This is a genomic window from Thauera sp. WB-2 (genome assembly GCF_027594845.1).
In the GTDB taxonomy this organism is placed as follows: domain Bacteria; phylum Pseudomonadota; class Gammaproteobacteria; order Burkholderiales; family Rhodocyclaceae; genus Thauera; species Thauera mechernichensis.
This window is the reverse complement of record NZ_CP088935.1, coordinates 2,108,843-2,131,885: the sequence shown is the minus strand read 5'-3', so window position 1 is coordinate 2,131,885 and position 23,043 is coordinate 2,108,843. Positions and strand designations below refer to the sequence as shown.

Below are 23,043 nucleotides of genomic sequence, written 5' to 3'. Positions count from 1 at the left end.
CGAAATTCGTGAAACACTGATCGATAACGACAGCGCAGGAAACGTCGCCCCATGCCGCCAGAAGCGAATGCTCCGCAAGGCCGCACCCCGGGACTGCTCGACCGCAGTGCCGCCGCGTGGCTTGCCTTGGGCGTGAGCTGTGCGTTGACCATCGCACTGGCGCAGTACGTGGCTACCCACCTCGACACGCGGGCCCAGGACCGCTTCATGATCGGCACGGAAGTGGCGCGCAACCAGCTCCTGTCGCGCATGCGCGCCTACGAGCAGGTCTTGCGCGGTGGCGCGGCGCTGTTCGCGGCGAGCGAGCATGTCGATCGCAAGGAGTGGCACGACTACGTCGCTGCACTCGACCTCGACGATGGATTGCCAGGCATCCAGGGCATCGGCTTTGCCGAGCTGATCCCTGCATCCAGGCTCGATGAGCACCATGCCGCAGTGCGCAGCGAGGGCTTTCCGGGCTACAGCGTCCATCCGCCGGGCGCGCGCGACCCCTACACGAGCATCGTCTACCTCGAGCCCTTCATCGACCGCAACCTGCGTGCCTTCGGCTACGACATGTCCTCGGAGCCGGTGCGGCGCGAGGCGATGTCGCGCGCGCGCGACAGTGGCCAAGCCGCGCTATCGGGCAAGGTGACGCTGGTCCAGGAGGACGGCCGGAACACTCAGCCCGGCTTCCTGATCTATCTCCCCGTTTTCGATCGCCAGAACGACACCCGTGATGTCGTGGGGCGACGGACCGCACTGCTCGGCTATGTCTACAGCCCATTTCGTGCGCACGACATGATGCGCAGCATCTTCGCCGACGGCCTGCGCAACGCCATCGTCGAGCTCTTCGACGACCACCCCGACGACGCCAACCTGCTGTTCGCCTCTGCCCCAGCGCGCCACGACGCACGTCACACGGTGACGCATGCGGTGGAGGTCGGCGGCCGCAACTGGGTGGTGCGCTTCAGCAGCACGGCGGCTTTCGAGGCCGACTCCCAAAGTGCGGAACCGATGTTGATCCTCGTCGGCGGCTCGGCACTAGGGGTGCTGGTGTTCACGGTATTGCGTACCAACGCCCTCCACCGTCGGCGCATGCAGGCCGCGGCAAACAGCCTTGCCGCCAGCAGGGACGAGTTCCGCGCCCTGGTCGAGAACGTACCTGGCGTGGTCTTCCGCTGCCAGGTCGGCGCCCCCTGGCCCGTGATCCACATCGGCCAGAGCGTCGAGGCGCTGACCGGTGCCACGGCGGATGAGTTCGTCTCCGGAGCGGTGTCTTTCGCCGACTTCATCGAGCCCGAGGACATCCCTCGCATCGAGCAGGCCATCCGCGACGCCGCGGACAAGCAGACGAGCTACGAGGTGGAATACCGCATGCTCGGTCGTGACGGAGCGGTGCGCTGGGTCAGCGAGCGCGGGCGGGTGCACGCCGATGCGCTGGGTCGAGACCTCTGGCTCGATGGGGTGATCGTCGACATCAGCGCGCTCAAGCACGCCGAGGAGACCATGCGCAGCCTCGCCTTCGTCGACACGCTCACCCAACTCCCCAATCGCCGCTTCCTGCTCGACCGGCTACGGCAGGGCCTTGCAAACAGCCGGCGCCACGGCCACCACGGCGCACTGCTGTTCGTCGACCTCGACCACTTCAAGGCGGTGAACGACGCCCACGGCCACGAAGCCGGCGACGAGTTGCTGTGCGAGGTTGCCAGCCGCCTGCGCCAATGCGTACGCGAGGGCGACACGGTCGCACGCCTGGGCGGGGATGAATTCGTGATCATGCTCGAGGACCTGGGCGACTCCAGCACGGAGGCCTTTGCCAAGGGCACCGTCATCACCGACAAGATCCTCGCCGCGCTGAACCAGCCTTTCGAAGTGGGCTCCGCGACGCTCCAGAGCACGCCAAGCATCGGCCTGACCTGCTTCAGCGGCGAGGACGACAGCGCCGAGTCGCTGCTGCGCCGGGCCGACGCTGCGATGTACCGCGCCAAGGCGGGCGGGCGCAACCGCGTCGAGACCAGCGCGGCATCGGCACTCGCACTGCCAGCCGGCCAAGGAAGCGCCCGCTCCTAGCGCGCGCCCCGCCGGTCAACGGCCTTGCGGCCTTTCGCGGACGATCGGCACGTCCCGGGTGCCGGCTTGCGCGTTGCAACGCTCGCCTGGTTGGCAACCGGCTGATGCCGCGGCACAAGGCAGTTGGGCCCGTTGCCGATGAGTTCGGCGCGCCCCATGCGCATCAGGCCTTCGCGCAGGATCGGCCAGTTCTCCGGGTCGTGCCAGCGCAGGAAGGCCTTGTGCAGCTTGCGGATCTTGCCGGCACGCGCGGTCTCGACCACTTCGGAGTCGGCCGACACCTTTTTCAGCGGGTTCTTGCGCGAGTGATACATCGTGGTCGCCATCGCCATCGGCGTGGGCAGGAAGGTCTGCACCTGATCGAGGCGGAAGTTGTGCGTCTTCAGCCATAGCGCCAGGTTGAGCATGTCCTCGTCGGTCGTCCCCGGATGGGCAGCGATGAAGTACGGCACCAGGTGCTGCTTCTTGCCAGCCTGCGCCGAGAACTTCTCGAACATGCGGGCAAACTCCTCGTAGGCACCGATGCCCGGCTTCATCATCTTGGCAAGGGTGTTCTCCTCGGTGTGCTCGGGCGCAATCTTGAGCAGGCCGCTGACGTGATGGGTGACGAGTTCCTTGACGTACTCGGGCGAGCGCACTGCCAGATCGTAGCGCAGGCCCGAGCCGATGGTGATGCGCTTGACACCGGGCACGGCGCGCGCCTTGCGGTAGAGTTCGACGAGCGAGCTGTGGTCGGTGTTCAGGTTCTCGCAGATGCCCGGGTACACACAGGACAGGCGTCGGCAGTTTTCCTCGATCGCCTTGCTCTTGCACGCCATCCGGTACATGTTGGCCGTGGGCCCGCCAAGATCGGTGATGTGGCCCTTGAAGTCAGGCGACTTGTCGCGGATCTCCTCGATCTCGTGGATGATCGATTCGTGCGAGCGGCTCTGGATGATGCGGCCCTCGTGCTCGGTGATCGAACAGAAGGTACAGCCACCGAAACAGCCGCGCATGATGTTGATCGAGAACTTGATCATGTCCCAGGCCGGGATGCGGGCACTGCCATAGCTCGGGTGCGGCGCACGCGCGTAGGGACGACCGTAGACGAAATCCATCTCGGGCGTGGTGAGCGGCACCGGCGGCGGGTTGATCCACACGTCACGCGCGCCCGGCCCCTCGCCATGACACTGCACCATGGCACGCGCGTTACCCGGATTGGACTCGAGGTGGAACACCCGCGAGGCGTGCGCGTACATCACCGCATCGTCCTTCACCTGCTCGTAGGACGGCAGGCGGATTACCGTGTGGGCACGGTCGGCGCGGCGTGCGGCGACACGCTCTGCTGCGGGTACGATGCGCACCGGCTGGGCGCCGTCCGCCGTCGGCCTGGGCGCAGCCGCCGCCGGCTCCATCGCGTAGGGGTCGGGGTGAGTGTCGATGCGCCCTGGCCGGTCCAGCGCCAGTGAATCGGTTTCATGCCACTCGTCGGACGGGCGCCAGCCCGGCTTGACCATGAAGGCGGTGCCGCGCAGATCGCGAATCGAGTCGATCGCCTCGCCCGCCGCCATGCGCTGGGTGAGCGCCACCAGCGCACGCTCGGCATTGCCGAAGAGCAAAATGTCGGCCTTGGCGTCCGGCAACACCGAGCGCCGCACCTTGTCCGACCAGTAGTCATAGTGCGCGATCCGGCGCAGCGAGGCCTCAATGCTGCCAATGACGATCGGCGTACCCGGGAAAGCTTCCCGGGCGCGCTGCGCATAGACCGTCACCGCGCGGTCGGGCCGCTTGCCAGCCTCGGCATTCGGCGTGTAGGCGTCCTCGGAGCGGATCTTGCGGTCCGAGGTATAGCGATTGACCAGCGAATCCATGTTGCCGGCGGTGATGCCGAAATACAGCCTTGGCCGGCCCAGCACACGGAAGGGCTCGGCCGACTGCCAGTCGGGCTGGCTGATGATGCCGACCCTGAAGCCATGGGCTTCGAGCAGGCGCCCGACAAGGGCCATGCCGAAACTGGGGTGGTCGATATAGGCATCGCCCGTCACCAGGATCACATCGCATTCGTCCCAGCCGAGCGCGTCCATTTCCTTGCGCGACATGGGCAGGAATGGCGCGGCGGCGCCACTTTCGGCGGCGGACAGAATACTGGGAGCGCCTGCGGGCAAGGCGGGCGGAGGGGCTGCAGGAGGCAGGGAGCGAGCTGATTGACGCATGATGGGCGCCATTGTATCGACACCCGGCCACGCTGGCCGCAATCACGCCCACACAATCACGCAATCGCGGTTGATCTTCGCGCGCTGCCTGTTGCACTATCCGGCCCCTCCCCCTCTCCAGCGCCTAGAGGCCGTATTCCGCCCATGCTTCCTCCGATCGAACATCGCATCGCCGACGAACTCGGTGTCTCACCGCGCCAGGTCATCTGCGCAGTCCAGCTCCTCGATGACGGCGCCACCGTGCCCTTCATCGCCCGTTACCGCAAGGAAGTCACTGGCGGCCTGGACGACACCCAGCTGCGCACGCTGGAGGAGCGACTTGGCTATCTGCGCGAACTCGAAGACCGGCGCGCTACCGTGCTCGCGTCGATTGACGAGCAGGGCAAGCTCACCGCCGAACTGCGCGCCGAGATCGAGCACGCCGACACCAAGCAGCGCCTCGAAGACCTCTACCTGCCCTACAAGCCCAAGCGTCGCACCAAGGCCCAGATCGCGCGCGAAGCCGGCATCGGCCCGCTTGCCGAAGCCCTGCTCGCCGACCCCACCCTGACGCCCGAGGCCGAGGCCGGGAAATACCTGAATGCCGAGGCTGGCTTCGCCGACACCAAAGCGGTGCTCGACGGCGCGCGCCAGATCCTGATGGAGCACTTTGCGGAGGACGCCCGCCTGCTTGGCGAGCTGCGTGGCTGGCTGCACGAGCATGGACAGGTACGATCGAGCGTGATCGAGGGCAAGGAGAACGAAGGCGCCAAGTTCCGCGACTGGTTCGACTTCGCCGAGCCGATTGCGACCATGCCCTCGCATCGCGCACTGGCGCTGTTGCGCGGGCGCAACGAGGGCGTGCTGCGCCTTGCACTCGACGTCGACCGCGACGACCCCGACGCCCCGCACCCCTGCGAGGGGCGCATTGCGGTGCACTTCGGCATTCGCAACCAGGGCCGACCGGCCGACCGCTGGCTCGCCGAGACTGCACGTTGGGCGTGGAGCGTAAAGATCTCCATCCACCTCGAACTCGAGTTGATGAGCGAGCTGCGCGAGCGCGCCGAGGAAGAGGCGATCCGTGTCTTCGCGCGCAACCTCAAGGATCTCCTGCTTGCAGCACCGGCTGGCACGCGTGCAACCATCGGCCTCGACCCGGGCATTCGTACCGGGGTCAAGGTCGCGGTGGTCGATGCCACCGGCAAGGTGGTCGACACGACCACCGTGTATCCCTTCGAGCCGCGCCGCGACCGCGAGTCCTCGATCGCCACCATCGCCGCGCTGGCAAAAAAGCACGGTGTCGAGCTGATTGCCATCGGCAACGGCACGGCCTCGCGCGAAACCGACGCGCTGGTCGCAGAACTGATGAAGCGCCACCCCGAGCTGCGCCTGACGAAGATCGTGGTATCCGAGGCCGGCGCATCGGTGTATTCGGCCTCGGAGCTCGCCGCACGCGAGTTCCCCGAGCTCGACGTCAGCCTGCGTGGTGCCGTCTCGATCGCCCGTCGACTTCAGGATCCGCTCGCCGAACTGGTCAAGATCGACCCCAAGTCGATCGGCGTCGGCCAGTACCAGCACGACGTCAACCAGGGCCGGCTGGCCAAGAGCCTGGATGCGGTGGTGGAAGACTGCGTGAACGCGGTCGGTGTGGACGTCAATACCGCCTCGGCGCCGCTGCTCGCACGCATCTCGGGGCTCAACGCCACGCTGGCCGGCAACATCGTCGAGTATCGCAATGCCAAGGGGCCGTTCCGCAGCCGAAACGCGCTCAAGGACGTACCACGCCTCGGCCCCAAGACCTTCGAGCAGGCCGCGGGATTCCTGCGCATCCCGAGTGGCGACAACCCGCTCGACGCCTCGTCTGTGCACCCGGAGGCCTACCCGGTGGTCGAGCGCATTCTCGCCAAGGTGCAGAAAGGCGTGCGCGAGCTGATGGGCAACGGCAGTTTCCTCAAGAGCCTGAAGCCGGCGGAGTTCACCGACGAGCGCTTCGGCCTGCCCACGGTGCAGGACATCCTCGCCGAGCTCGAGAAACCCGGCCGCGACCCGCGCCCCGAGTTCCGCACCGCCACCTTCCGGGAGGGCGTGGAAACGCTCAAGGACCTCGAGCCCGGCATGCTGCTCGAAGGCGTGGTCACCAACGTGACCAACTTTGGCGCCTTTGTGGACATCGGCGTGCATCAGGACGGGCTGGTCCACATCTCCGCGCTGTCGAACACCTTCGTCAAGGACCCCCACAGCGTGGTCAAGGCCGGCCAAGTCGTAAAGGTAAAGGTGCTCGAAGTGGACATCCCGCGCCATCGCATCGCCCTGACCATGCGGCTCGGGGACGAAGCGACGCCCAAGCACAACGAGCCTGGAGCAAGACGGCACGACGCCACGCCACGCCGTGGCGACAGCGCCCCGGCGATACGCGCCGACCAGCGCCCGCGCACCAATGACGGCCGTCGTGCCCCCGCCCAGGACAAGACGGCTGGCCGCCAGGACGCATCACGCGCAGCGACCGGCAACGCCCTTGCCGATGCCTTCGCCCGCGCCCGCAACGGCAAGTAGTCAGGACCGCGCCGCCGCACGCCACCCTCAGAGCACTGATTCAGGACATGAAACCGATCATCCACGGCATCAAGAACTGCGACACCATGAAAAAAACCTTCGCCTGGTTCGATGGCGAGGGCATCGCATATGCGTTCCATGATTACAAGAAGGTCGGTATCGACACCGCAACGCTGACCCGCTGGTGCGACCGCCTGGGCTGGAAGGCCCTCGTCAACACACGTGGCACGACCTGGCGCAAACTCTCAGCCGAACAGCAAGCGCTTGCCGACACCGCTGCCGCAATCGCGCTGATGCAGGCCCAGCCCAGCCTGATCCGCCGCCCGGTGGTCGAGTTCGCCGACGGCGAACTCGTCGTCGGTCTCGATACCGCAGCATTCGAGCACCTCGCCCGACGCTGAACAACACAGCCCCTGCATGCGTGCAGGGACAAGGGAATACCGACTGATGAATGCCCTTCCCCCAAAAAGTTACGTCCAGCGCTTCCTGCTGGAAGAACTCGACATCCGCGGCGCCGTGGTCCGTCTGACCGACGTCTGGCAGGCCCTGCAGCGCGAGCGCGGGTATGCGCCTGCCGTGGCAAGCCTGCTCGGCCAGATGACTGCCGTGTCTGCCGTCATCGCCGGCAACCTCAAGCAGCCCGGGCGGCTGACCTTCCAGGTCAACGGCCATGGTCCGGTCAGCCTGCTCGTCGTCGACTGCAATGAATCGCTCAACCTGCGCGCCTACGCCAAGGCCGACGCCGTGCCTGCCTCGGTGGCCCTCGACGGCGGGGTCGCCGACCTGGTCGGAGACGGCCGCCTGCAGCTTTCGCTCGACATCCCCGGCCTCGATCAGCCCTATCAGAGCCTGGTCCCGCTCGAAGGCGACAGCATCGCCCGCTGCTTCGAAAACTATCTCGCCCAGTCGGAGCAACAACCCGCAGGCCTCTGGCTGGCCTGCTCGGCGGACGCCGCCGTCGCGCTGTTCGTCCAGAAGCTGCCCGGCGCCGACGAACGCGACGCCGACGGATGGGCACGGGTGCAGCATCTGGCACAGACCGTGCGCGAAGACGAACTGCTTGGCCTGGAGGCCGAGGAGATCCTGCGCCGGCTGTTCGCCGAGGAGACCGTGCGCCTGTTCGAGGCTCGGCCGGTTCGCCACGACTGGCCTGCCGACCCTGCCAAGGTGGGGGCCATGCTACAGGGCCTGGGCGAGCAGGAGGTTCGCGCAATGCTCGCCGAACACGGAGAGATCGTCGTCCACGACGACCTGTCGAACCACACCTACCGCTTCGATGCGGACGACATCGACGCACTGTTCCGGCCGCCGACCCTGCACTGACGGCACACAACGCGTGGGCGGCGGATCAGGCGACACCCACGACGCATGCACCGTACGCGCTTGCCCGATGGCCTGAGCATCAGTACACTTCCTTGATTTTGAAGAACGTTCAGTCCATGCCCGCGCCCGCCCGCCCGATCGAGTTTCGCAACACCACGCTGGGCGCCACCGTCGCCGTGCTGCAGGCCGCAGAGCCCACCGTCCTCGCCGACGCCCTGCACAAGATGCTCGGCGGCATGCCCGACTTCTTCAACGGCGAGGCGGTCGTGCTCGACTTCGGCAGCCTGCGCGACGGCCCCGAGCGCATCGACTGGGCGGGCCTGCAGTCCCTGCTGCGACGCTACCGCCTGCAGCCGATCGGTACCTGCCGGCTCGCCGAACACCACCACGCCGGCGCCCGCCAGGCCGGACTGGCGCTACTGGACGCCGCCCTGCTTCCGGAACGGCCGGCCGCAGAGCCGGCGCGCCAGCCCGAGCCTGCGGCAGCGCCTGCCTCCCAGCCCGCTGCTCAGCCGGCTGCGTCGCCCAGCCCCGCGCCGACATTGTTTGTCGACCGGCCGCTGCGCTCGGGCCAGCAGGTCTATGCACGCGGCGCCGACCTGGTCCTGCTCGGGGGCGTGAGCCCGGGCGCCGAGGTCATCGCCGATGGCAGCATCCACTGTTACGGCCCCTTGCGCGGGCGCGCCATCGCGGGCGCCCAGGGCGACCACTCGGCTCGCATCATGTCCAGCAATTTCGGGCCGGAGCTCGTCTCGATCTCTGGCGTTTTCCGTACGTTCGAACGCGGCATTCCCGAATCCATCGCAGGCCGTCCGGCCATGGTGCGACTGACGGGCAGCGACCATCAACTCAACATCGACGCGCTGCAGCTCGGCTGAGCCAGCGCATTGCATCAGACCAAGGGGATAGCGTGAGAGTCATCGTCGTAACCTCAGGCAAGGGCGGTGTGGGCAAAACCACCACCAGCGCAGCCTTCGCATCCGGCCTCGCCCTGCGCGGCTACAAGACCGCAGTGATCGACTTCGACGTCGGCCTGCGCAACCTCGACCTCATCATGGGTTGCGAGCGGCGGGTGGTGTACGACCTCGTCAACGTCGTCAATGGCGAAGCGCGCCTGAACCAGGCGTTGATCAAGGACAAGCACTGCGAGAACCTCTTCGTTCTCCCCGCCTCGCAGACCCGTGACAAGGATGCGCTGACCGAGGAAGGTGTCGAGAAGGTGCTGCAGGAACTCGAGCACATGGGCTTCGAATACGTGGTGTGCGACTCCCCGGCCGGCATCGAGCGCGGCGCCGTGATGGCGCTGACCTTCGCCGACGAGGCCATCGTGACCACCAATCCCGAGGTTTCCTCGGTGCGCGACTCGGACCGCATCCTCGGCATCCTGCAGTCCAAGTCCAAGCGCGCACGCGAAGGCGGCGAGCCAGTGAAGGAGCACCTGCTCATCACCCGCTACTCGCCCAAGCGTGTCGATGACGGTGAGATGCTTTCCTACAAGGACGTTCAGGAACTGCTGCGGGTCCAGCTCATCGGCGTCATCCCCGAGTCCGAGTCGGTGCTGCACGCCTCCAACCAGGGCACTCCCGCCATCCATCTCAAGGGTACGGATGTGGCCGAGGCTTATTCCGACGTGGTCGGCCGCTTCCTGGGCGAAGACCGTCCGCTACGCTTCGTCAATTACGAGAAGCCGGGCCTCATCAAGCGTCTGTTCGGAGGCAAGTGACATGTCCTTCCTCGCCCGCCTCTTCGGCGAAAAGAAGAAGACCGCGGAGATCGCGAAGAACCGCCTGTCACTGCTGATCGCCCACGAGCGCGCCGGCGGCAGTGCCACGGCCGATTTCCTCCCTGCGCTCCAGCGTGAGCTCATCGAGGTCATCTCCAAGTACGTCGCGGTGAACCCCGACGACATCAAGGTGCAGCTCGAGAAGCAGGACAACTACGAGGTGCTTGAGGTCAACATCGTGCTGCCCGAACAGGGCCGCTGACGCGACAACGCCCGGATGGTGAAACTGGTAGACACAAGGGACTTAAAATCCCTCGCCTCATGGCGTGCGGGTTCGATCCCCGCTCCGGGCACCATTTACCACAGCTGAAGTCCATGCACTGCGGCCCGGATAGGGCCTGCACCCTCTTTTCGCTGGACGCCCGCCTTGATCGTACTGAATCTGTCCTGTCCCGATGAGCACGTATTCGAAGGCTGGTTCGCCTCCAGCGCAGCCTTCGAGGATCAGCTTGCCCGCGGTCTGGTGAGCTGTCCGATCTGTAGCAGCCGCGGCATCCGCCGCCTGCCCAGCGCCCCCTACGTGCAGACCCGCACGTCCATGCCCGGCACACGCAAGCCAGTTGGCAACGATGAACATGCTGGCCAACCTGCAAGCGCTGCCTCCTCGCCACCCTCACAAGTGATTGCGCAGGTTGTCCATGCCCTGCGCAATCTGGCGCGCGACGCCGAGGACGTGGGCGAGCGCCTGCCGGAGGAGGCGCGGCGCATCCACTACGGCGAAGCCGAGGCACGCAACATCCGCGGAGCCGCATCACGCGACGACGTCGAGGCGTTGCTCGACGAAGGCATCATGGTGTTACCCGTACCCGTCAAGGACGACGATCTGCACTGAAGCGCAGTCGCCGCTGCACTCAGGTGCAGGCGACAATTCGCGGCACTCGCATCTCGTCCGCGGTCAGGCCACCGTGGACACCAATGAGCGCATAAGGCGTCTCGCCTTCGACCTGATCGACGATGGTGCATCCGGGCTCCATCAGCAACACGTGCGTCCCCACCCGCTCCAGCAGGCGAGAGTGCGCCTCACCCGGCCCGAGCAGGCCGGCAGCGAGGCAATCGTGGGCGCGAATCGCAACCGCCTTGCCGGCCAGCGCCGTGCCTGCCCAAGCCTCGAACTCGTCGCCAGCCCCTTCCCGAACCTTGCAGAAAGCCAGGCGGCGCTCGCCAAACAAGGGTGCGGCGAGCATCGCCGCAGACTCGCTGCCCGGCGCGATATCCACCCGACCAGCGGCAGGCGCGTCGATGAAGCCATGGTCAGCCGTCACCACCAGATGCACGCCACGCCCCGACAGGCGATCGAGCAAGCTTGCGAACAGTGCATCGAGCCGCCAGAAACAGGCTTGCACATGCGCAGACCGACAGCCATGAAGATGGCTCAAGGCGTCGAAGCCCGGGTAGTAGGCGTGGACGAGGCCACCACTGGAGGCCAGGGCATCGACCATGTCGATGATGCGCTGGCCGAAATCCTCGATGCCATCGTAGGGCTCGATATGGGCGCCGCGGCCGTGATGCAGCGAGAAACGCGAGTAGGCAATCTCGGCAGGCGACACCAGATTGACGGGGCGGCACGCGTGGTGCCACATCGGCGCCACCGGACACAGGCGTGGCAGCAGGCGGAACGCAGAAATCTCAGGCCCGCCCCGGTGCAGCAGCGGCAGCGGCGCGATCACCCCCCCGAAGCGACGGTCGTGGATGAACCAGCCGTTCAGCCCATGGACCGCCGGCGCGACCCCAGTAAGCAGCGTGGTAAGCGCGCTCGCAGTCGTGCTCGGAAAGACCGAGCTCATGCTGCCACGCCGATACGCGAGCAGCGTCGAGCCCGCGCCCACGGTGTTGAGAAAGCCGTCGCCCAAGCCATCGATGACGATCACCACCACCGTGCTGCTCGCGCCGGGCTCGACACCACCATGGTGCCAACCGGCACGGAGGTCATGCAGCCAGGTGCGCAAGCCGGCGGCGAAGCCGTACAAGCCTTCGTCGCCGTAGTCGGGAAGAACGGCCGCGGTAGGCAGGGGCAAGTCACCAAGGGCAGACGGCTGCAGACCCTGCCCATCCTCCCTTGCATGCTGAAATCCGCCGCTCATCATCAACTGGCTGCTCCAGATCGAGTGGGCTAGACAACGCATTCTATCCGCCTCCGGCATGCCGAACACGGCATCAACGCATGGCGGCAGCGGGGCCACCACGCGCAGTCGTGAAGCCCGTGCGCATCCGGTCGAGCACGAGATAGACGACTGGCGTCGTGTACAGGGTCAGCAACTGGCTGACCGCCAGCCCGCCAACGATGGCGATGCCGAGCGGACGTCTCAACTCGGCGCCCTCGCCCACCCCGAACGCGAGCGGCAGCGCAGCCAGCACCGCAGCGAGATTGGTCATCAGGATCGGCCGCAAGCGCAGGCTAGCGGCGCGCCGGATCGACGATCTCGGCTCGAGCCCGAGCCGACGTTCGCCGTCGAGCGCAAAATCGATCATCAGGATGGCGTTCTTCATGACAACGCCGATGAGCAGGAAGAGCCCCAGGAGGGCGATCAGACTGAACGCGATACCTGCCAGATGCAGCGCTGCAAGTGCGCCGACCCCGGCAGGCGGCAGCGTCGACAGGATGGTCAGGGGATGCAGCGTGCTCTCGTAGAGTACGCCGAGCACCACGTACACCGCCACCACCACCCAAAGTATGAGCCAGGGTTGCGCCTGCATGGTCTGCTGAAGGCGGCTGCCATCGCCCCCCGGCTTGGCAATGATGTCGTTCGGCAGCATCAGTCTTGCCAACAAGCCGTTGATCGCCTGCTGCGCCTCCGATGCGGTCACACCGGGCGCAAGGTCATACTCCACCCCGACCACGGCAAACTGATCGGCGCGAAAAACTCGATCGGAGGACAATTCATACCGATAGCTTACGAAGGCCGACAGCGGCACCCGCTGCCCATCACCCGTCACCACCTGGAGGCGATCGAGCACGCTGGCGTCGGCCGTGTGGCCTGGCTCGAGCTCCATCACGACGCGGTACTGGTTGAGCCGGCCGAACAGCGTGGCCACCTGGCGCTGCGAAAAGGCGTTGTTCATCAGGCTGGTGACCAACTCCGCGTCAACGCCAAGACGAGCAGCGGCCTCGCGGTCGATGTCGATGACGACGATCTGCGTCGCGTCGTTGCCGAAATCATCGACGTCTGCGACCTCGGGCAGGGTGCGCATGCCGTCAGCAACCTTGCGCATCCACTGCGTGAGCCTGGCAAGATCATCGCCGAGCAAGAGCAACTCCTCGCCGCGTCCGCCAAAGGGCGCCGACAGCTGAAGATCCTGGTCGATGTTGAGCAGCAGGATCGCCCCCGGCTCCCGCGGCGCATTGCGCCGGATGCGCTCGAGCGCGGCACGAGCGCTCTCGCCGCGCAGGGCCAGTGGCTTGAGCCTCACCATTAGCCAGCCGTTGCTCATCCCGCCACCACTTCCGCCACTGGTGATGATGACATCGGCCACTGCGGGATCGGCCAGCAGATACTCCCGGAAGCGCTCGATCTTGGGCTGCATGACCTGAAACGAGAAACCGTCGTCGCCGCGTACGAGCCCGCGCAACTGCCCCGTATCCTGCTCCGGCAGCATGGTCCTGGGTACGAGCAGATAGAGCCAGACCGTAAGACCGACAGCAACCACGAGCACGAGCAGAACGACCCACGCGTGCGCGAGCGCCCAGTCCAGAGTCCTCGCATAGACGGCCTCAAGGCGCCCGAAGACAAGGCTTGCGAGCCGGCGGAGCAGGCCGGGAGGGTGCGCCGAGGGCCGCAGCAGCATCTGTCCGGACAGGGCAGGGGCGAGGGTGAGCGAGACCATCAGCGACACCGTCATGGCCATCACAAGGGTGAGCGAGAACTCACGAAAGAGACGCTCGACCACGCCGCCCATGAAGAGGATGGAAGCGAATACAGCAATCAGCGCCAGATTCATCGCGAGCAGTGTGAAGCCCACCTCGCCGAGCCCCACGATCACGGCGCGATACGGCCGCATACCCGCGGCGATGTGGCGTTCGATGTTCTCGAGCACCACGATCGCATCATCGACCACGAGTCCGGCAGCGACGATCAGCGCCATCAGGCTCAGGTTGTTGAGCGAGAAGCCGGCGAGGTACATGAGTGCGCAAGCCCCCAACAGGGACACCGGCACCGCAAGCGCAGGAATCAACGCTGCGCGCAGGCTGCCCAGAAAGGCCCATACCACCAGGACGACCAGTGTCCCCGCTATCCACAGGGTGGCCCAGGCCTCATCAAGCGACGCACGGATTCCCGGCGAGCGGTCAACGACCACGTCCAGCGTGGTGTCAGCCGGTAGCAGCGCGGTCAGCGTCGGCATCTGACTGCGAATGGTGTCGATGGTGGCGACGATGTTCGCCCCTGGTTGGCGACCGACGGTGAGCAGCACCGCCGGATCACGGTTGTGGTGCCCACTGGCGTAGCGATTCTCGACGCCATCGGAGACCCGGGCGACATCACCCAGGCGCAACATCGCACCATGGTCGTGACGAAGCACGAGTTGTTCGAAGTCAGCTGCTACGCGCAGATCAGGCCCCGCCCCGACCTGCCAGCGCAGCCCCCCGTCTTCGATGGCACCGAGCGGCAGTTGGGCGTCTGCGTCGCCGATCGCGCGCCGTACCTCGTCGAGCGCAATCCCGTGCGACTCGAGGCTGGCCGGATCCAGTTGCACGCGCACGGCCGGCAGCGCACTGCCACCGACAGTCACCTCTCCCACACCGGGCATCTGCGCGATCTTCTGCGCGAGGATGGTCGACGCCAGGTCGTACAGCCTACCAGGCGCCAGATTGGCCGAAGATAGCGCCAGAACCATGATGGGCGCCTGTGCCGAATTCACCTTCCGATACACGGGAGCCCCCGGCATACCTGCAGGTAGATCACCTATGGCTGCATTGATCGCCGCCTGGACATCGCGGGCCGCATCATCGATGTCGCGATCGAACTCGAAGGTCAGCCGAACGCGCGCCGCGCCCTGGGACGTCGAGGCGCTCATCTCGGCGACGCCCGCAACGCTGCCGAGCGCGCGCTCGAGCGGCGCCGAGACCATGCGCGCCATGGTCTCGGGACTACCGCCGGGCAGTGCCGCAGATACCTCGATCACTGGCATGTCCACCTGCGGCAGCGGCGCGACCGGCATCAGGCGCAGTGCCAGGGCACCGCACAGCAACCAGGCCAGGGCCAGCAGCGACGCTGCAACCGGCCGCCGCACAAACAGCCGTGCCAGCGCCCTCACACCGCATGCTCCTGCACCATTATGCGCCGCCGCCAACCGACGGCCAGGCGGTCGAAGAACAGGAACACTACGGGGGTAGTGAAGACTGTCAGCACCTGGCTCACCAGCAAGCCACCGACCATCACAACGCCAAGCGGCTGACGCAACTCGGCGCCTGACCCGGATGCAAACATGAGCGGCAACGCACCGACCAGGGCGGCAAGCGTGGTCATGAGAATCGGCCGGAAGCGGAGCATGGCCGCGCGGCGGATCGCATCAAGCGCAGACATCTTATGGCGCCGCTGCGCATCGAGTGCGAAGTCCACCATCATGATGCCGTTCTTCTTCACCAGACCGATGAGGAGCACGATGCCGATCACTGCGATGAGATCCAGCGGCCGGCCGGAAAGGTGGAGCGCCCCCAGCGCGCCCACCGTTGCCGACGGCAGTGTAGACAGGATTGTCAGCGGATGAATCGTGCTCTCGTAGAGCACGCCGAGCACGATGTACATCGTGACCACGGCTGCCAGCATCAACCACAGGGTGCCGGAGAGCGAGGTCTGGAAGGCCTCCGCTGCCCCCTGAAGGCGCATGTCCACCGAAGGCGGCAAACCGATCCTCGCAAGCGCCTGCTCGATCGCCTCGATCGCATCGCCCAGCGACACACCTGGACCAAGGTTGAACGACAAGGTGGCGGCGGGGAACTGTCCCTGCTGGTGGACAGCGAGTGCAACCGCACGCTGTTCAAAACGCGCAAGCGACGCCAGTGGCACCGGCGTACCGTCGCCCGCAGCAACATGGATCGCATCGAGTGCAGCCAGACCACCAATGCGCTCGGTGTTCGCCTCGAGGACAACTCGGTACTGGTTGGCCTGCGTAAACAAGGTCGCGATCTGGCGCTGGCCGAAGGCCGAATGCAACGCCTCGACGACGGCAGAAGTACGCACCCCGAGACGCTCGGCTGCGTCGCGATCAATCGTAACGAAAACCTGCCGGCCTTCGCGCTGGTGATCGGCCGCGACATCGGTCAGCTCGGTGAGGCCACCCAGTGCCTCTATCGTGCGGCCCACCCAGTCGGCAAGCTCGGACTCGTCGGGGGACGAGAGCGTGAACTGGTATTGCGTACGACTCACACGATCCTCGATGGACAACTCCTGAACCGGCTGCAACCATGCGCGGATACCCTCCACTTCACGCATCGCGGTCGCCAGGCGGCGCCCGATCTCTACTGCACCAGCTGAGCGCTCTCCGTGCGGGCGCAGATTGATGAGCATGCGTCCGCTGTTGAGCGTCGCATTGCTACCGTCGATGCCGATGAAGGACGACAGGCCCGCCACGTCGGGATCTGCCAGCGCAATCTCGGCCAATGCCTGCTGACGTTCGGCCATGGCGCGAAACGAAACCGTTTGCGGCGCATCGGTGACGACCTGGATGACACCACTGTCCTGGACGGGGAAAAAGCCCTTCGGAACTGCGACGTAGAGCAGCGCCGTCAGGCACAGCGTGCCAAGCAGGACCAGAAGGGTGATCGTCTGATGCGCTAGAACACGCTCGAGCATGACTCCGTAGGCGCGCAGCAGGCGGTCAAACAGACCCAAGCCGGCACCGCCGCGTTCGGTATGCCCCCCTCCTTGCGTGCTTCCAAGCATCCTTGCGGCCATCATCGGCGTCAGGGTGAGGGACACGAGCAGCGAGATCAAAATCGCCACCGCAAGGGTAATGGCAAACTCGCGGAAAAGGCGCCCCACCACATCACCCATGAACAGCAAGGGAATCAGCACTGCGACAAGCGAGAAGGTGAGCGACACAAGCGTGAAACCAATCTCGGCTGCCCCCTTGAGCGCAGCCTGCAGTGCGGACTCGCCCGACTCGCGGTGGCGTGCAATGTTCTCGAGCATGACGATCGCATCATCAACAACGAATCCGGTCGCGATGGTCAGTGCCATCAGGCTGAGGTTGTTCACCGAGAAGCCTGCGAGGTACATGAAGCCGAAGGTTCCGACCAGCGACAAGGGCACGACGACACTCGGAATGAGGGTGGCTGAAGCGCGCCGCAGGAACAGGAAGGTGACCAGCACCACCAGCATTACCGCGAACAGGAGCTCCTTCTGCACGCCCCACACCGAGGCTCGGATGGACTCGGTGCGGTCCGTCAGCACCGCAACATCGGCCGCAGCCGGAAGGGTCGCGGTCAGGCTCGGCAGCAGGTCGCGAACGCGATCGGCCACCTCGATGACATTGGCGCCGGGCTGTCGATAGACGTTCACCAGAACTGCGGGCACCTGGCGCGTCTGTCCAGGCGCACAGGTAGCGACTGCGCCCTCTTCGGGCGCCCAGCAAACTCCGGCCCACGCTGCCTGGAAGCGATCCTCAGCACCTCGTTCAATGCTAGCCAGGTCGCCAAGCCGCAATGGGGCGCCGTCACGCCATGCCACGACCAGTGTCCGGTAATCGTCAAGCGAGCGAATCTGGTCGTTGGCTTCAATCATCACGAAGCGGTAGGGGCCATCCAGGCTGCCCTTGGGCTGGTTCGAATTGGCTGCCGAGACGGCCGAGCGCAGGGACTCGAGCGTCATTCCGTGCGCAGCAAGCGTACGAGGATCAGCCTGGATCCGCACGGCCGGGCGCTGGCCACCGGCCAGGTTGACCATCCCGACCCCGGAGAGCTGCGCCAGCTTCTGCGCGACGCGGGTATCCACGAGATCGTAGAGTTCGACAAGTGCCATGCTGGAAGACGACACCGCCAATGTCAGGATGGGCGTGTCGGCAGGGTTGACCTTGCGGTAAACGGGCGGAGTGGGCAGATCGCGCGGCAAGAGGCTGGCTGCCGTAGTGATCGCGGCCTGGACCTCCTGCTCGGCCACGGCCATATCGACTTCCAGTGCGAACTGCAGTGTGATTGACGAGGCGCCCGCGGAACTCGTCGAAGACATTCTTCGCAACCCAGGGATCTGCCCGAGCCTGCGCTCGAGCGGCGCTGTGACCGTGCGCGCCACCAGATCTGCCGATGCCCCGGTACGAAAGGTCATGACCTGGATGACCGGATAGTCAACGCTCGGCAACGCAGCGACCGGCAGCAGGCGCCAGGCAAGCAAGCCGCTGGCAAGCATGGCCAGCGTTAACAGCACGGTCGCCACCGGCCGCAGGATAAAGGGCCGCGACAGGTTCATTTCTGCGCGCTGAGCGCGACCTCGCCTTGCAGCGACACCTCGCGACCTTCGCGCAATCGGTCTACCCCCTCGAGGACGACCATCTCGTCGGCCGCAAGTCCATCGACGATGGCGACCAGTCCATCGGCCACCCTGCCCGTCTCGACCGGGCGCAACCTCGCCCGGTTGTCCTCGATGACGTAGACGTATGCGCCCCGTGCCCCGTACTGGACGGCATCAGCGGGGATCGTGACCGCTTCGCGATCCACACCAACGCGCAGACGGACGTTGACGAACTGATTCGGAAACAGCGCCTCATCCTCGTTGGCGAACTCGGCACGCAGGCGCACCGTGCCAGTACGCGGATCGATACGGTTGTCCAGTGTCGCAAGAACACCGCGTGCGAGCAGGCTGCTGCCGTCACGTGCATAGACATCCACCGCCAGCGTCCGCCCGTCTCGCATGGCCGCGCGCACCGCAGGCAGTTCGTGCCCCGGTACGCCGAAGGTGACGCCGATGGGTTTCATCTGCACGATCGTGACCAGCTCCGTGCTGCCCGCAACGACCAGGTTGCCGGCATCGAGCCCGCGCAGTCCGAGGCGACCGGCAATCGGCGCCGTGATGCGGGTCCAGTCCAACTGCAGGCGCGCATCGGCCACGCGCGCCTCGGCAGTCGAAACTGCGGCGCGTAACTCGGCGATGTTCGACTCTGCTGCCTCCACGACCTGTCGCTCGATCGCATCCTCTCGTAACAGCGCCTTCGAACGGGTCAGCTCGCGCTCGGCATGACGAAGGCGTGCCATCACCTGGCTATGTTCGCCCTGCGCTTGGGCCAGCTTCGCCCGGTATGGCGCGGAATCGATCTCGGCCAGTGCGGCACCCGCCTCGACCGTAGCGCCATCGACGAAAAGCAGGCGCTGCAGCGGCCCTCCCACGCGCGCGATGACGGTCACCGCAGCGAGCGGCGTCACGTCGCCGACTGCCTGCAGGCTCACCTCCAGCACACCCGCTTCGGACTGCACCGTTCGCACGGGTACCGCACCGGTCCATGGACTGAAAGGCGGCGCACCGGCGGCAGACTCATCCTCGCCTGCGGCCCACCACGCCAGGCCGCCCGCAGCGAGTACGGCCACGACCAAGCCAATACGGCGCAGAGAGCGCATTCGTTTCACAGTTGAATCACTCATACGTAACTTGAGCCTGCGACGGCGACCCCGCCGACGCCCAGTGCCGATCCCGTATCCGGCTGGGCCGACATGCGCGCCTCGCCGCAGCACTCGGGGCAACCCGCGCTGCATGAGGCACGCACCACCAGGGTGTAGTCACCCAGGCTAAAGCCCGCATCACCGACTGCCCTGCGCACGACCACGTCCAGTTCCGAATCTCGCAGGATGCGTTCGGTCCCGCAGGTATCGCAGACCACGCGCGCCGGCGGCAAACCGCCGCATTGCTCGAACACCCGCCGACCGTCCTCGTAGCGACTCACGATCAGCCTGGCCTCATCGAGCTGGCGCAAGGCCGAGTAGACGGTCGAGGGCGACATCGCATCCCCGCGCTCGAACAAGGCTCTGAGTACCTGGTCCACAGACATGGCCTCCACCCGGCTTGCAAGAAACAGGCTCAGGACCAGAAGGCGTGGAAGCGTGACGCGCAGGCCGGCGCTCACCAGCGCAGATTGCGCGGCCTCCAGGCGTGGCTCGAGCTTGGCTGCCTGCCGCGCCGATTGCGCCGCCCTGTAGTCAGCACCCCTCTCGTTCTTCTTGCGTATGAACATGCTCGCTCCTGAATCCAGTCCGAACCTCACTACCTCCCCGTCAGCGCCGACAGGTAACGCGCGGTGGCGGGCGACACGCGGGCTAGGTCGATCTCGACGGCGTGCACGCTGCCATCCATACCCTCCACGGTGAGCCACAAACCGTCCTCGATCCGCGCAGTCGGTGCAATCTGGATATCAGCCCTGCGGTTCCACGACGGTCCCTGAAAGACCATCCCCGCGCCGCGCAAGGAGCGCGGCTGGCGGATCTTCAAATAGGCCGATCGAATCTGGGTGTCGCAGCCTGTGCAGAAGCGAACCTGAAACGCCTTCATCGCCGTACCCAGCGCCGAGGGCTCGGGCGGCTTGCGGGTGACATCGGCGATGACGAAGGACCACGGCCCCACGTGGCCGGCAAGGGCGTCATCTCGCTGAACGGGACTTGGCGGAACATTAACGAAGGCCCATGCGATCCCAGCAGGCAAAGCAACGAGTACCAGCACCCGCACGCCTCTCCATAGCCTGGCGCTCAAACTGCAGCGGGCTGCCCCGAACTCGACGAACTCGGCTCCGGAGGCAGGTAAGGCGGGCGCTGCGCTGCGCCTGTGCCTGTACCTACGCGAATAGTACGGCAGCACCAGCATGACCAACGGCACGGTCGCCACCGTCATCGCGCCCATCCATTCGACGACACCTACCGTGGCCCCCCAGCCCAGCATGCCGAGTGCCATTGCCACGGCCAGCAGCACCCATCCGGCAATGCGAAGCCCCAGGCGCCTGCGTGGAGCAGGAACAACGCCAAGCACGTCCTTCGCGTGGCGCTCCATGCCAAGCGCAAGCGCGGCAAAGGCAAATGTCGTGACAACCAGCAGAGCAATCGCCATCACGTCGCCGCCCCCTGCATCAACCACCATCCGAGCGCTGCGAACAGCGCAGTCCAAGCGACGATTCCGGCCCAGGCACGCCAGGCCGAACGCGTGGCGAAGACCCACATCGCGACTGCTGCATAGATGAGGAAGCCCAGCATCGTGGCCAGGCCGACGGCCTGGGCGCGCGGCAGCGGCCAGAGCAACGCCAGAAGCACAATGGCCGCCCACGTCAAGGCATAGCCCCCAAGCGACGCTGCAAGCACCCGCGACAAGACCGCCCAGCGATAACGGGCGGACGCAGACAACACCTTCATGCAGTCACCTCCCCTTTGGTCCAACGGCGATCGAGCTTGCGCAGGATGTAGATGAACACGGCAGCAAGACCAATCATGGTGAGATCGAAGCCGGCCAAGACCCAGTCTCCATGTGGCAGCGACACACCGAGATGGCGATCGGTGGTGGCAGCGTTGAGCACTGGCAGCAAGGCATAGGCCAGCGCCGCAAGCCACAGAATCTCGACCCAAGCTCGCCGCAGCGGCCTCAGCGAGGCATAGATGAAGAGCCAGCCCCACACGGCAAACATCATGTGGGCTTCCCACTGTGCCCGATCCGCCATGTCCAGCGGCAGCAGCCGATTGGCCCAGAAGTACGCCGCCACGGCCACTGGCAGGCCGGCGATCGTACCGGCGTTGAGCACCTCGACCAGCCGCAACCCCGCTGCGTCGAAAGCGGAGGCGTTTGCGCCCTGCTTGTGGTGGCGCTTGCGTCGCTTGACCGTCCACAACACCAGTCCGGTCGCGATCATGGCGCAACCCAGCAAGCCCGACCCGAAGTAGACCCAACGCAACCAGGGGCCGGCAAACAGTCCCTCGTGCAAGGCATAGAGAACGTTGCGTGTCTGTCCGACCGCATGTCTGGGCTCGAGTGCTGCCAAGGGCTCTCCAGTGTGGGCGGCGAAACGGAGCGACTCCGGCTCTCGGAAATCGATCTTACTGCCATGCCGCCGTTGCGCGGTCACCGTCGCAACCGCATCGACCGGGTGACTCAACTCCAGCGCCGCAACCTGTCCGTCCCCCCACTGGGCTTCGGCCTGGGCAACGATCGCGTCCAAGGCGACGAGCGGGCGCTGCAGAGGCTCGTAGGATCGGTCGCGCTCGACCTCGAAGAACTGATCGGAGAACGCCCTCACCCCCTGCTCGGAACCGCCGTAGACGGTGTAGATCGCGCCGGGCATGTATTGCACCGGGAACAGGATGAGACCGCTGTAAGTAATCATGAGAAAGAACGGCAAGGCCATCACGCTCACCACGTTGTGCGCGTCGAGCCAGGAACGCTGCCCCTTGCCAGGCCGGAAAGTGAAGAAATCCTTGAAGATCTGCTTGTGGGTGACCACCCCCGACAGGATCGCGATCAGCATCATCATCGTGCACACGCCAACCAGCAGGATTCCCGCAGTGGTCGGCATGTAGTGCAGCAGGTAATGCATGCGGTACAGCAGTTGCCCTCCCCTGGTCGCACGCGGCTCCACATCGGGTACAGGCTCCCCGCTCCCGGCGTCGAGTCCTTCGCTGCCACGGCGCCCCTGGTCGCGACCGAACTCGGGCATTTCCTCCCAGCGCACGGCAAGTCCGCGCGCCCCACGCGGCACGACGGCTTCGCCCGGAAGGAGGATCGTCCACTCCTTCGCGCCTGGCGCCACGGACTCAAGGCGGTCAAGCGCACGCTCGAGCATTGCGGCGCGATCACCCACCTCCACCCTCGCCGACAGCGGCAGTTCGGGCTTCATCCAGCGGTCAATCTCGTCGTCGAAGTATCCGGCCGTGCCGGTCACGAACACAAAGAACAACACCCAGCCGGCAACCAGGCCAACCCAGGTGTGGAGCCAGGCCATGCACTGGCGAAATCCATCCTTCATCAATTCCTCTCGGGGAGCGTCGTTTGTTGTCGCACCGTGGCAACCACGCTGGCGACCGATGACTTCATGGCGAAGGCATCGGCTTCAGGTGCGCCAACGGTTTGCTGTGCCTTACTGTCGATGTCGTTCAAGCGCCCCAAAACGGTCACTAATTCACACTTAGTTACATTTAACCCAGACTCGACCATGACGTGCCCTTGACCCAGCGCGTCATGGTCAGCGTCGCTACGGCAGCGGAGCCTCGCG

General features: G+C 65.8%; 17 protein-coding genes and 1 tRNA gene. 9 read left to right on the top strand and 9 right to left on the bottom strand.

Annotated elements, in window-relative coordinates:
- The first annotated feature begins 51 nt into the window (after positions 1–51).
- Complete coding sequence (locus LQF09_RS09705; RefSeq protein WP_270069832.1) at positions 52–2,052, top strand: GGDEF domain-containing protein; 2,001 nt, start codon at positions 52–54, stop codon at positions 2,050–2,052.
- On the opposite strand, the gene LQF09_RS09700 is transcribed toward LQF09_RS09705, so the two are convergent.
- Complete coding sequence (locus LQF09_RS09700; protein WP_270069831.1) at positions 2,049–4,130, bottom strand: YgiQ family radical SAM protein; 2,082 nt, start codon at positions 4,128–4,130, stop codon at positions 2,049–2,051. The two genes, LQF09_RS09705 and LQF09_RS09700, sit on opposite strands and share 4 nt — an antisense overlap.
- Positions 4,131–4,388: 258 nt before the next feature.
- On the opposite strand from LQF09_RS09700, the gene LQF09_RS09695 reads away from it, so the two are divergent.
- The 8 genes from LQF09_RS09695 (at position 4,389) to LQF09_RS09660 (ending at position 10,714) form a co-directional block, all read left to right on the top strand.
- The gene (locus LQF09_RS09695) at positions 4,389–6,776 is read left to right on the top strand and encodes a Tex family protein (protein ID WP_270069830.1); all 2,388 of its coding nucleotides are present in this window, start codon (positions 4,389–4,391) and stop codon (positions 6,774–6,776) included.
- A gap of 47 nt (positions 6,777–6,823) precedes the next feature.
- Positions 6,824–7,177 carry an ArsC family reductase gene (locus LQF09_RS09690; RefSeq protein ID WP_002927927.1) on the top strand — a complete coding sequence of 118 codons (354 nt, stop codon included), beginning with the start codon at positions 6,824–6,826 and terminating at the stop codon, positions 7,175–7,177.
- 46 nt (positions 7,178–7,223) lie between these two features.
- Positions 7,224–8,099: an Hsp33 family molecular chaperone HslO gene (gene hslO / locus LQF09_RS09685; RefSeq protein ID WP_002927924.1), complete on the top strand. Its 876-nt coding sequence runs from the start codon at positions 7,224–7,226 to the stop codon at positions 8,097–8,099.
- A gap of 116 nt (positions 8,100–8,215) precedes the next feature.
- Positions 8,216–8,977 (top strand): septum site-determining protein MinC, encoded by a 762-nt coding sequence (gene minC, locus LQF09_RS09680; RefSeq protein ID WP_002927923.1) that lies wholly within the window; start codon positions 8,216–8,218, stop codon positions 8,975–8,977.
- Between the two features lie 32 nt (positions 8,978–9,009).
- The gene (minD, locus tag LQF09_RS09675; protein ID WP_083485749.1) at positions 9,010–9,822 is read left to right on the top strand and encodes a septum site-determining protein MinD; all 813 of its coding nucleotides are present in this window, start codon (positions 9,010–9,012) and stop codon (positions 9,820–9,822) included.
- A 1-nt stretch (position 9,823) separates the two neighbouring features.
- Positions 9,824–10,084: a cell division topological specificity factor MinE gene (gene minE, locus LQF09_RS09670; RefSeq protein WP_002927916.1), complete on the top strand. Its 261-nt coding sequence runs from the start codon at positions 9,824–9,826 to the stop codon at positions 10,082–10,084.
- 9 nt (positions 10,085–10,093) lie between these two features.
- Positions 10,094–10,178 (top strand) — tRNA-Leu (locus tag LQF09_RS09665).
- Positions 10,179–10,249: 71 nt separating this feature from the next.
- Positions 10,250–10,714 carry a DUF1178 family protein gene (locus tag LQF09_RS09660; protein ID WP_270069829.1) on the top strand — a complete coding sequence of 155 codons (465 nt, stop codon included), beginning with the start codon at positions 10,250–10,252 and terminating at the stop codon, positions 10,712–10,714.
- Positions 10,715–10,733: 19 nt separating this feature from the next.
- Here the strand turns inward: LQF09_RS09660 and LQF09_RS09655 are convergent, their stop codons facing one another.
- From LQF09_RS09655 to LQF09_RS09620, 8 genes are all read right to left on the bottom strand, one after another.
- Entirely contained in the window at positions 10,734–11,897 is a 1,164-nt protein-coding gene (locus LQF09_RS09655; RefSeq protein ID WP_002927913.1) for an alkaline phosphatase family protein, read from the bottom strand.
- 139 nt (positions 11,898–12,036) lie between these two features.
- Positions 12,037–15,132, bottom strand: coding sequence for an efflux RND transporter permease subunit (locus LQF09_RS09650; RefSeq protein ID WP_270069828.1), 3,096 nt, complete (start codon positions 15,130–15,132; stop codon positions 12,037–12,039).
- The gene (locus LQF09_RS09645; protein WP_270069827.1) at positions 15,129–18,281 is read right to left on the bottom strand and encodes an efflux RND transporter permease subunit; all 3,153 of its coding nucleotides are present in this window, start codon (positions 18,279–18,281) and stop codon (positions 15,129–15,131) included. The genes LQF09_RS09650 and LQF09_RS09645 overlap by 4 nt, the downstream gene beginning before the upstream one ends.
- Positions 18,278–19,423 (bottom strand): efflux RND transporter periplasmic adaptor subunit, encoded by a 1,146-nt coding sequence (locus LQF09_RS09640; RefSeq protein WP_270069826.1) that lies wholly within the window; start codon positions 19,421–19,423, stop codon positions 18,278–18,280. Before LQF09_RS09640 ends, LQF09_RS09645 begins: the two co-directional genes overlap by 4 nt.
- 20 nt (positions 19,424–19,443) lie before the next feature.
- Positions 19,444–20,034, bottom strand: a complete 591-nt coding sequence (locus LQF09_RS09635) for a Fur family transcriptional regulator (protein ID WP_270069825.1) — start codon at positions 20,032–20,034, stop codon at positions 19,444–19,446.
- Between the two features lie 29 nt (positions 20,035–20,063).
- Positions 20,064–20,897 carry a DUF3325 domain-containing protein gene (locus LQF09_RS09630; protein ID WP_270069824.1) on the bottom strand — a complete coding sequence of 278 codons (834 nt, stop codon included), beginning with the start codon at positions 20,895–20,897 and terminating at the stop codon, positions 20,064–20,066.
- Positions 20,897–21,196: a DUF3649 domain-containing protein gene (locus tag LQF09_RS09625; RefSeq protein WP_270069823.1), complete on the bottom strand. Its 300-nt coding sequence runs from the start codon at positions 21,194–21,196 to the stop codon at positions 20,897–20,899. The genes LQF09_RS09630 and LQF09_RS09625 overlap by 1 nt, the downstream gene beginning before the upstream one ends.
- Positions 21,193–22,797, bottom strand: coding sequence for a PepSY-associated TM helix domain-containing protein (locus LQF09_RS09620; RefSeq protein ID WP_270069822.1), 1,605 nt, complete (start codon positions 22,795–22,797; stop codon positions 21,193–21,195). Before LQF09_RS09620 ends, LQF09_RS09625 begins: the two co-directional genes overlap by 4 nt.
- Positions 22,798–23,043 lie beyond the last annotated feature (246 nt).

Coding starts and splice junctions, on each gene's coding strand:
- minC (WP_002927923.1), top strand. CDS start 8,216: ATGCCCGCGCCCGCCCGCCCGATCGAGTTTCGCAACACCACGCTGGGC.
- LQF09_RS09700 (WP_270069831.1), bottom strand. CDS start 4,130: ATGTCGCGCAAGGAAATGGACGCGCTCGGCTGGGACGAATGCGATGTG.
- LQF09_RS09645 (WP_270069827.1), bottom strand. CDS start 18,281: ATGAACCTGTCGCGGCCCTTTATCCTGCGGCCGGTGGCGACCGTGCTG.
- LQF09_RS09640 (WP_270069826.1), bottom strand. CDS start 19,423: ATGCGCTCTCTGCGCCGTATTGGCTTGGTCGTGGCCGTACTCGCTGCG.
- hslO (WP_002927924.1), top strand. CDS start 7,224: ATGAATGCCCTTCCCCCAAAAAGTTACGTCCAGCGCTTCCTGCTGGAA.
- LQF09_RS09620 (WP_270069822.1), bottom strand. CDS start 22,797: ATGAAGGATGGATTTCGCCAGTGCATGGCCTGGCTCCACACCTGGGTT.
- LQF09_RS09630 (WP_270069824.1), bottom strand. CDS start 20,897: ATGGCGATTGCTCTGCTGGTTGTCACGACATTTGCCTTTGCCGCGCTT.
- LQF09_RS09635 (WP_270069825.1), bottom strand. CDS start 20,034: ATGTTCATACGCAAGAAGAACGAGAGGGGTGCTGACTACAGGGCGGCG.
- minE (WP_002927916.1), top strand. CDS start 9,824: ATGTCCTTCCTCGCCCGCCTCTTCGGCGAAAAGAAGAAGACCGCGGAG.
- LQF09_RS09690 (WP_002927927.1), top strand. CDS start 6,824: ATGAAACCGATCATCCACGGCATCAAGAACTGCGACACCATGAAAAAA.
- LQF09_RS09695 (WP_270069830.1), top strand. CDS start 4,389: ATGCTTCCTCCGATCGAACATCGCATCGCCGACGAACTCGGTGTCTCA.
- LQF09_RS09705 (WP_270069832.1), top strand. CDS start 52: ATGCCGCCAGAAGCGAATGCTCCGCAAGGCCGCACCCCGGGACTGCTC.
- LQF09_RS09625 (WP_270069823.1), bottom strand. CDS start 21,196: ATGAAGGTGTTGTCTGCGTCCGCCCGTTATCGCTGGGCGGTCTTGTCG.